Source organism: uncultured Campylobacter sp. (assembly GCF_938031315.1).
Classification (GTDB): Bacteria; Campylobacterota; Campylobacteria; order Campylobacterales; family Campylobacteraceae; genus Campylobacter_B.
On record NZ_CALHHT010000169.1, the window covers coordinates 1 to 8,383 of the forward strand.

Below are 8,383 nucleotides of genomic sequence, written 5' to 3' on the forward strand. Positions count from 1 at the left end.
AGCGATTCTATGTGCGCTGTTTTGCTACGCCGCCCTTTTGCGTCTCGTAGTTTTTGCTTTGCCACCCTCTCACGCCACGCGCGTTTGGTCAACGTCTTGCGGCGGCACGTAAAACGTCGCGTTAAAACGGCGCGTACGCCTGCAATTCAAATTTTTTAAAGTAAACGGATAGTAAAATATCCGATAAATTTCAAATAAGGAGAATGAGATGAAAAATCCTAAGATGTTCCTCTGGGGGGGGTGTTAGCTGTTTTATTAGTTGGTTGCGGCGATGATACCGAGGTAAAGACCAAGGAGTATTACGACGCTCATCTGGACGAAGCCAAAGAGGTTTTAGCAAAGTGTGATTTCAATATCCTTAAAGATGGAAGCAACTCTTATAAGAATTGCTTGAACGCTAAGGAAATCGTAGAATTTTATGCTGATCAACAGAAAATGATGGGTAAAGAATTTGTAAAACAACAAAGAGCCAAGAGGGGTCTTAAAGATTAATTAGATTAAAATTCAATAAATTAATTCCTCTCTTAATGCCTTATAAATTTACTCTGCGCCTTTGGTGTAGGGTAAATTTACTCTATGCGGCTTAGAATTTTGCGATATAAAATTTCTTTCGCGAAACGATACGGCGTAAAATCTTGCTTTACGGATTTTGGAATTTCAAATTTTAAAGTCTGCGAGCTTTTGGCTAGCGCAGAAAAGACTTGCGGGCTGCGCGGCACCTTAAAATTTAATCATTTTAAAATTTACGCCGCGCGGCTAGTCTAAATTTCACTCGGCGGCGGTTTGTGCGGCGTGCTAAATTTAACCTCGTTCGCACACTTTATCCGCGCCCTAGTCTAAATTAAAATTTCAAACCCGCGGCGAAATTTTACGACAAGACGGCAAAGCGTCGCAGACCGGCGATGAGTACGGCGCGACCGCGCCCTTTCGCCGCTATCAGCACTTGACGTTTTTCGCCTTGCTATCTTGCATCGCGCGGAAAAATTCCGCCCTGCTTAGCGGGATTTCGTCCGGATGAGCGCTTCTGAAATGGCGCAGATAGCCCTCGTAATCGCCGAGCCCGATGAGCGGCGCAAGCGCGGCATCCGCGCGCGCCAAAAACCTCGCCACTGCCTTCGGGGCTGCGAGCGGATTAAATTTAAACTTTTTCATAAACGCCCCTATCTACGTGCTCGCTTTCTGCCAGTTTGAAATACCCCTCGTTCGCGCCGCCCTTTGAAATTTTAAGGCACATCCTTATCGTTTGGACGATGACTATGATCGTAACGACGACGAAAAGAGCACATAGCACGGCGTCGATGACGTTATTTCTGATGATAGCCTGCGCCTTTTCGATCGCCGCAGGATCGCTTAGGCTAGCAAGCTTGGCGGCGGTATTTTGCGCGATAGCCACGTGGCTTACCGCGTCGTGCACGCGCTCGCCGTTAGCCGGCATCAGCTTCAAGATCGCCGCATAAAGCGTGGTTATAAGCACCCAGATCGCGGGAGCGATCGTGACGAAGGCGTATTTTTGCTTGCCCATTTTAAAAAGCACCACCGTCGCAAGCAGCAGCGCGATGCCCGCGAGCATCTGATTGGACGCGCCGAAAAGCGGCCACAGCGTATAAATTCCGCCCATAGGATCGGTAACGCCGCTGTAGAGCAGATAGCCCCAGCCCGCCACGCAGATCAGCGTCGCGATGATGCCGTAGAGGGAATTTTTGGTATCGGAAAACGGCTTATAGACGTTGCCTAAAATTTCTTGCACCATAAAGCGCCCCGTGCGCGTGCCCGCATCGACCGCGGTTAGAATAAACAGCGCCTCAAACAAGATCGCGAAATGGTACCAAAACGCCATCAGCTCCTTGCCGCCGATGATCTGATGCAGTAGCATCGTTAGCCCCATCGCAAAGGTAGGAGCGCCGCCCGTGCGGCTCATCATCGTGGTTTCGCCGACGTTTGAGGCCAAGGCGCCGATCTGCTCGGGCGTAATGCTAAATCCGATAGAGTTTATATACGCCGCGGCGCTTACCGCGTCTTTGCCCAGCACCGCAGCGGGCGAGTTGATAGCGAAGTATTCGCCCGGGCTTAGGATGCACGCCGCTACGAGCGCCATTACGCCTACGAGGCTCTCCATAAGCATCGAGCCGTAGCCGATGAAAAGAGTGTGGGTTTCGCGCTCGACCATCTTCGGCGTCGTGCCGCTGGAGATCAGCGCATGAAAGCCCGAGATCGCGCCGCATGCGATCGTGATAAACAAAAACGGAAATATCGGACCTGCAAAAACGGGACCCGTGCCGTCGATAAATTTCGTCGTAGCGGGCATTTTAAGCTCGGGCGCGACGAAAATTATCGCGACCGCCATGCCGATGATGACGCCGAGCTTAAGGAAGGTGCTTAGATAATCGCGCGGCGCGAGCAGCAGCCACACGGGCAAGATCGCCGCGATAAAGCCGTAGCCGATCGTAAGAAGCGCGAGCGTCTCGCCCTTTAGCGAAAAGACGTCGTGCCAGTACGGATCGATCGCCACGTAATGCCCGCCCCAAAGCGAAAGCATCAGCAAAACAAAGCCGATAATCGATGCCTCGCTGACCTTGCCCGGGCGCAAGAACCTCATGTAAATTCCCATAAATACGGCGATCGGTATCGTCATCGCGATCGTAAAAAGCCCCCACGGCGAGTTCGCAAGCGCCTTTACGACGACCATCGCCAAAATCGCTACGATGATCAGCATGATGAAAAAAATTCCGATCATCGCGATACCGCCGGTAAGCTTGCCCATCTCATCTTTGATCATCTCGCCGAGGCTCTTGCCGCCGCGTCGCGTGGAGAGCACGAGCACGATAAAATCATGCACCGCGCCTGCAAGCACTACGCCTACCAAAAGCCAAATGGTACCGGGCAGATAGCCCATCTGTGCGGCCACTACGGGACCTACGAGCGGTCCGGCGCCAGCGATAGCGGCGAAATGGTGGCCGAAAAGGACGTATTTGTTCGTAGGGACGTAATCGCGTCCGTCGTTTCGGATCACCGCAGGAGTTGCGCGGCGATCGTCCAGCTCAAAGACGCGATACGCGATAAAGCGCCCGTAGAAGGTGTATCCGATCAGATAGATGCACGCGCTGGCTACTACGAGCCAGACGGCGCTGATGCTCTCGCCTTTATTTAGCGCAAGTACGCCGAAACACCACGCCCCTATGACGGCGACCGCCGCCCAAAGGATCTTTTGCCAAAATTTCATGCTCACTCCTTAAAACTTAGCGAGCGGCTTGGGCAGTATGTCGTTTTAACAAAACGGCTTGCGTCTTTGAAGCAGAGCTCGCTAAATAAAATTTAGTGCGTATTTTATCGGCGTTTTTATAATTTAAAGCTGAATTGCAAAAATTAAAAAGAGCTTTCGACGTTTAAATTTAATGCCTGAATTTTGAATTTCAAATTTAAAGAGGCGGCTTGGCGGCGCGCGAAATTTTAATATCTAATCGCCCTAAATTTAACTCCGCAGCTCTTGGCCGTTACGGAATTTATCGCGGTTTAAGAAACCAAGCGATAAAATCTCATGATAACGATTTTAATTTCTTAACAAAAATCGCGAATACTTTTAGGAGGAAATTTATGCCGAATCAGGTGTGCGGCTACGTACTTTTTCGCGCCCATATCAAAAGCTATGCAAGCTTCAAAAATAATTGCGCCAGCCGCGAGAATTTCATAAATTCCGCGCGTATAAATTCCTGGCACCGCTTAAATTTTAAAAATATCCGCCGCGACGAAATCTGCGCGTATAGTTCGCCTGGTGGGCTATGAGCTTTAAATTTTATCTCTTTCTAATCGTAGCTTTCATATTGCTTGCTTTAGTAGCCGTAAGTAGCGGCGGAGCGAGCATTTCGCTGAGCGACATCGTAAAATTTTTCACCTTCGGCGAGATAGACGAGACCAAACAGCTCATCTTGTTGCAAATGCGCTTGCCGCGCCTCGTGCTTGGAATTTTAATAGGCGCGCTGCTGGCAACTTCGGGAGTGGTGGTGCAAAGCGTATTTTTAAACCCGCTTGCAGATCCCTACATCATCGGCATCGCCTCGGCAGCGACTTTCGGCGCGGTTATAGCCTACCTGCTGGGGCTTAGCGACGTTTTTTACGGAATTTTCGCGTTTTTGGCCGCCAGCGGGCTTTCGCTCGTGATCTTTAAGCTCGCCGCCCACACCCGCTCGATCTCGACACTACTGATCGTAGGTATCGCCGTATCGTCCTTTTTGGGCGCATTTACCTCTTTCGCGGTCTATCTAATCGGGGAGGACAGCTTTAGGATTACGGCGTGGATGATGGGCTATCTGGGCGGCGCAAACTGGCAAAAGATCGCGCTTTTACTGCCGCCGCTGCTGTTTTGCATGGCGTATTTTTACGCGAAGCGTCACGAGCTAAATATCATCTTAAACGGCGACGAGGAGGCGAAGTCGCTGGGGCTCAACGTCGAGAAGTCCAAAAAGAGCCTACTCATCGTCTCCTCGCTCATCATCGGCTTTTCGGTCGCATTTACGGGGATGATAGGCTTCGTGGGGCTCATCATTCCGCACACGCTTCGAATGGCGCTTCATACGGCGAGCAACGCCGTGCTGATCCCCGCTAGCGCGCTTACCGGCGGAGTTTTTTTGGTTTTTTGCGACGTAATCGCTAAAAACGCCCTCTCGCCGGTAGAAATTCCGATCGGCGTGGTGACCTCCTTTTTCGGCGCGCCCTTTTTTCTATACCTCGCGTTTAGGAAGCATGCATGAAAATTTCGGCGCTAAACTTCAGCTACGGCAAGCGGGCGATCTTGCGAGGCATCGAGTTAAATTTAAAGCGGGGTAAATTTTACGGGATTTTGGGTCCTAACGGCTGCGGCAAGAGCACTTTGCTAAAAAATATATTGCAAATTTTAAAGCCTGCAAGCGGAATCATCGAAATAAACGGCAAAAAAGCAAGCGAATATAGCCTCAAAGAGCTTGCCGCGCTTATCGGCTTCGTGCCGCAAAAAACAGCCCTCGCAGCTGCGCTGAACGTGAATGAAATTTTACTTGCGGGCAGATTTTGCCGCCTAAAAAGCGCATTTAGCGGCTACGATGCGAGCGACCGCGACAAGGTAGAACAAATCGCCGAGCTTTTGGACGTGAAGAAATTTTTAAATCGCAGCGCGTTTGAGCTAAGCGGCGGCGAGTTCGGGCGCGTGCTGCTTGCCAGAGCGCTCGTAAGCGAGCCTGAAATTTTACTGCTCGATGAGCCCACGGGCGCGCTTGATATGAACTACGCGATCGAGGCGATGAGGATCTGCGAAAATTTAACCAAAACGCTAAATTTAACGAGCGTCATCGTGCTGCACGATCTAAATTTAGCCTCGCTATTTTGCGACGAAATTTTGATGCTAAAAGATGGCGCAGTGAGGTATCGCGGTAGCGCGAGCGAGCTTTTTACGCCGCAGATCATAAAAGAAATTTACGGCTTTGAAGCCTTAATAGTAGAAGAAAACGGGGTAAAGTTTATACTACCCAAAAAGGAGAAAATGTGAAAAAAATTCTTATAGCTTTGCTTACGGCGAGTTTTGCGCTCGCCAAAGGCCTGGTAGTGCTCGATCCCGCCGCGGTCGAGATCATCTACGCTTTAGGCGCGCAGGATCAGATCGCTGCGATCGCCACCACTTCGATGAGCAAGATCCGCCCGCAGGCTGAAACCGCGAAACTACCCAGCGTAGGCACCTACGTCAAGCCGAATATGGAAAAGATCGTCGAGCTTAAGCCCGATCTGGTCATCACGAGCTTCCACTCCGCAGGCGTTAGCGAAAATCTACAAAAGCTGGGACTTAAGAGCCTTGCGATGGATGCAAACTCTACCGCAGATATCTGCCAAAACGTAAAGAAGGTCGCGGCGATCGTAAAAAAGGAGAGCGAGGCGGATAAAATTTGCGCGCGGATGGATGGAATTTTTGCAGACAAACCCGCTCTTCGCGGCAAAAAAGTAGCGCTATTTTTCGGCTCAAACGCCACTATGGCCTTTAACGACAAAACCCTAGTAGGCGATATTTTCGCTCGCCTAGGCGCCAAAAATATTGCAGACGGCCTTGAAGGTAGCACGCCTTCGGTATCTGCCGAATACATCCTCGAGCAAAACCCCGATATAATCGTAGTCGTGGGCGGCGAGACGGAGGATTTTTTAAAAGCAAATCCGATCCTTAGAAATACCAAAGCGGTAAAATCGGGCAAAATTTTAAAAGCTCCGACGCTCATCTTGCGGGGCAGCCCGCAGATCGGCGAGACGGTGGATGAAATTTACGCGGAGGCAACGAAATAGATGTTTAAAGAACGCATTAAATCCCACCATCGCTCCAAGCTTTTCGAGAGCGTCTCCGCGAGCGAAAACGAGCTGTTCGACGCGCTGGAGCAGCCTGCGAAAGACAGCGATTGCGTGATCTATCTGCATGTGCCCTTTTGCGACAACATCTGCTCGTTTTGTTCGATGATGCGCTCCAAACTCGGCGACGAGCTGGACGAATACGCTAAATTTTTGATCCGCCAGATCAAAGACTACGGCGAGATGCCCTACTTCGATACTAAAAGCGTCAAAAGCATCTACTTCGGCGGCGGCACGCCGAGCGTCTTCAGCGAGACGCACTTCGAAAAGGTTCTCGGCGCGCTGCATAAAAATTTCAAGATCGCAGACGACTGTGAGATCAGCGTAGAGACCACGCTGCATAATCTAGATACGCAAAAAGCGCTCGCCCTGCAAAGCTTCGGCGTAAACCGCTTTAGCATCGGCGTGCAGACCTTCAGCAGACAGGGGCGGGCGCTTCTAAACCGCGTGCATAAGCCCGCTCGCGCAATCGAGCGACTAAAGGATCTTAGAGAAAAATTTGACGGCATGCTCTGCTGCGACATTATCTACAACTTCCCGAACGAAAGCGTGGAGGAAGCGATCGCAGACGCGCGCTACGTAAATGAGCTAGGTCTAGATAGCGCTAGCTTTTACTCGCTGATGTTTTTCGAAGGCTCGGAGCTATCCAAAAAGATCGACACCTCCTACTACGATCTGCCGACTGATAAAAAGCTGCACCATGCCTTTGCAGAGGCGCTACTGCAAAGCGGGAATTTCGAGGTTTTGGAGCTTACCAAACTTGCTCGAAAAGGTCGCGATAACTACGGCTACATCAAGCTAAGCCACAAGGGCACGGATATCCTACCTATCGGCAACGGTGCGGGCGGACACGTAGCGGGCTTCGGAATTTACGGCGTTTCAGGGCACAAGATGATCTCGCGAATCGATGAGCGCGAAGCAAAATACGGCGTGCTAAGCAATCTGTTTCAATACCCGATCGTAAGCTTAAACGAGCTAAAAGAGGCCCTAAGCGCGAGCGTTTATGACGAAGCGCTGCAGAAACTAAAGGAATTTGAGAGCTGGGGGCTTTTGGAGCTTAAGGATGAAAAATCGGTCTTAAACTTGGACGGAATTTTTTGGGGCAACAATATCAACGAAGAGATAGCAAACATTATGAAAAAGGACTTTGTATGAAAAAAATCGTGCTTTACACCTCGCAAACGGGCAACACGAAAAAGGTGGGCGATGCGATCGCCGAGCAACTAGGCTGCGAGAGCCTAAATTTCCGCGACTTTGAAGGCGAGGTCGATGACTACGACTTTATAGCCTTGGGCTTTTACGTCGATAAGGGCGAGGCCGAGGCGAAATTTACGCGCTTTTTACGCAAAATTCACAACAAGAAGCTGGGCGTTTTCATGACTCTGGGCGCGGAGCCGGACGGCGAGCATTCGCGCAAGTGCCTGGATGCCTTTGAAAAGGGGCTTAAGGCAAACGGCAACGAGATCGTAAGGGAGTTTGCTTGCCAGGGCGCGATCGATCCGAATCTACTTGAAATGATGCGCAAAATGGCCTCTAGCGGCAACTCGCCCCATCCTATCACTCCCGAGCGACTTGCACGCTGGGCGGAGGCTGCGAAACACCCGGACGAGAAGGATCTGGCGGATGCAAAAGCAGCATTTGCGGGGATAGAATAAAATTTAAAGCAAGCCGCACAAACCGCTGCGCGGCGAAATAAAACCAAATAAAATTTCACACTACTTAATGCGCGGTTTGGAATTTTATCTTTTACTAAATTTGGACGATAAATTTCATCCCTACAAGCAAATTTGCCGCCGCAGGCGCAGGTCTTGCTCTAGAATTTAAACGATAAAATTTCATTTCGCGCGCAATAGATCAAATAATGCTGCCGACCTTGCGCCGCCAATGCACGCTATGAACGCAAAAAAGCGCTTTTGCGAGCGACCGGCCTGCGAGCGCTGCGGTCGTGATCATCGGCTACCGCCCGTCGCCGCGCGACAACTTATCTATCGCCGCTCATTACCGCACCGCCGCAGCGGTGCGGAGCGTG

10 protein-coding genes are annotated in these 8,383 nt (G+C 50.7%); 8 read left to right on the top strand and 2 right to left on the bottom strand.

What is annotated here, in order from left to right:
* The first annotated feature begins 240 nt into the window (after positions 1-240).
* Positions 241-492: an EexN family lipoprotein gene (locus Q0236_RS04470; RefSeq protein ID WP_297915514.1), complete on the top strand. Its 252-nt coding sequence runs from the start codon at positions 241-243 to the stop codon at positions 490-492.
* 84 nt (positions 493-576) lie between these two features.
* Positions 577-765 carry a hypothetical protein gene (locus Q0236_RS04475; RefSeq protein WP_297915516.1) on the top strand — a complete coding sequence of 63 codons (189 nt, stop codon included), beginning with the start codon at positions 577-579 and terminating at the stop codon, positions 763-765.
* A gap of 171 nt (positions 766-936) precedes the next feature.
* On the opposite strand, the gene kcuS is transcribed toward Q0236_RS04475, so the two are convergent.
* Both kcuS and Q0236_RS04485 read right to left on the bottom strand, forming a co-directional pair.
* Positions 937-1,152 carry a KCU-star family selenoprotein gene (gene kcuS / locus Q0236_RS04480; protein WP_297898049.1) on the bottom strand — a complete coding sequence of 72 codons (216 nt, stop codon included), beginning with the start codon at positions 1,150-1,152 and terminating at the stop codon, positions 937-939.
* The gene (locus Q0236_RS04485; RefSeq protein WP_297915518.1) at positions 1,139-3,220 is read right to left on the bottom strand and encodes a carbon starvation CstA family protein; all 2,082 of its coding nucleotides are present in this window, start codon (positions 3,218-3,220) and stop codon (positions 1,139-1,141) included. The genes kcuS and Q0236_RS04485 overlap by 14 nt, the downstream gene beginning before the upstream one ends.
* A 371-nt stretch (positions 3,221-3,591) precedes the next feature.
* Here Q0236_RS04485 and Q0236_RS04490 point away from each other — a divergent pair, with 371 nt between their 5' ends.
* Genes Q0236_RS04490 through Q0236_RS04515 form a run of 6 tightly spaced genes read left to right on the top strand, consistent with a single transcriptional unit; the run spans position 3,592 to position 8,009 of the window.
* Positions 3,592-3,780 (top strand): hypothetical protein, encoded by a 189-nt coding sequence (locus Q0236_RS04490; RefSeq protein WP_297915519.1) that lies wholly within the window; start codon positions 3,592-3,594, stop codon positions 3,778-3,780.
* Positions 3,777-4,745, top strand: coding sequence for an iron ABC transporter permease (locus Q0236_RS04495; RefSeq protein ID WP_297915521.1), 969 nt, complete (start codon positions 3,777-3,779; stop codon positions 4,743-4,745). The genes Q0236_RS04490 and Q0236_RS04495 overlap by 4 nt, the downstream gene beginning before the upstream one ends.
* Entirely contained in the window at positions 4,742-5,515 is a 774-nt protein-coding gene (locus tag Q0236_RS04500) for an ABC transporter ATP-binding protein (RefSeq protein WP_297915523.1), read from the top strand. Before Q0236_RS04495 ends, Q0236_RS04500 begins: the two co-directional genes overlap by 4 nt.
* Positions 5,512-6,294: an ABC transporter substrate-binding protein gene (locus Q0236_RS04505; protein WP_297915525.1), complete on the top strand. Its 783-nt coding sequence runs from the start codon at positions 5,512-5,514 to the stop codon at positions 6,292-6,294. Before Q0236_RS04500 ends, Q0236_RS04505 begins: the two co-directional genes overlap by 4 nt.
* Positions 6,295-7,509 (top strand): radical SAM protein, encoded by a 1,215-nt coding sequence (locus Q0236_RS04510; RefSeq protein WP_297915527.1) that lies wholly within the window; start codon positions 6,295-6,297, stop codon positions 7,507-7,509.
* On the top strand, positions 7,506-8,009 hold the full coding sequence (locus Q0236_RS04515; RefSeq protein WP_297915529.1) for a flavodoxin family protein: 504 nt from the start codon (positions 7,506-7,508) through the stop codon (positions 8,007-8,009). Before Q0236_RS04510 ends, Q0236_RS04515 begins: the two co-directional genes overlap by 4 nt.
* The last annotated feature ends 374 nt before the right edge of the window (positions 8,010-8,383 follow it).

What these genes read in the sequence shown, in the direction of transcription:
- Q0236_RS04475 (WP_297915516.1), top strand. Translation starts at nt 577, where the DNA reads ATGCGGCTTAGAATTTTGCGATATAAAATTTCTTTCGCGAAACGATAC.
- kcuS (WP_297898049.1), bottom strand. Translation starts at nt 1,152, where the DNA reads ATGAAAAAGTTTAAATTTAATCCGCTCGCAGCCCCGAAGGCAGTGGCG.
- Q0236_RS04485 (WP_297915518.1), bottom strand. Translation starts at nt 3,220, where the DNA reads ATGAAATTTTGGCAAAAGATCCTTTGGGCGGCGGTCGCCGTCATAGGG.
- Q0236_RS04490 (WP_297915519.1), top strand. Translation starts at nt 3,592, where the DNA reads ATGCCGAATCAGGTGTGCGGCTACGTACTTTTTCGCGCCCATATCAAA.
- Q0236_RS04495 (WP_297915521.1), top strand. Translation starts at nt 3,777, where the DNA reads ATGAGCTTTAAATTTTATCTCTTTCTAATCGTAGCTTTCATATTGCTT.
- Q0236_RS04500 (WP_297915523.1), top strand. Translation starts at nt 4,742, where the DNA reads ATGAAAATTTCGGCGCTAAACTTCAGCTACGGCAAGCGGGCGATCTTG.
- Q0236_RS04510 (WP_297915527.1), top strand. Translation starts at nt 6,295, where the DNA reads ATGTTTAAAGAACGCATTAAATCCCACCATCGCTCCAAGCTTTTCGAG.
- Q0236_RS04515 (WP_297915529.1), top strand. Translation starts at nt 7,506, where the DNA reads ATGAAAAAAATCGTGCTTTACACCTCGCAAACGGGCAACACGAAAAAG.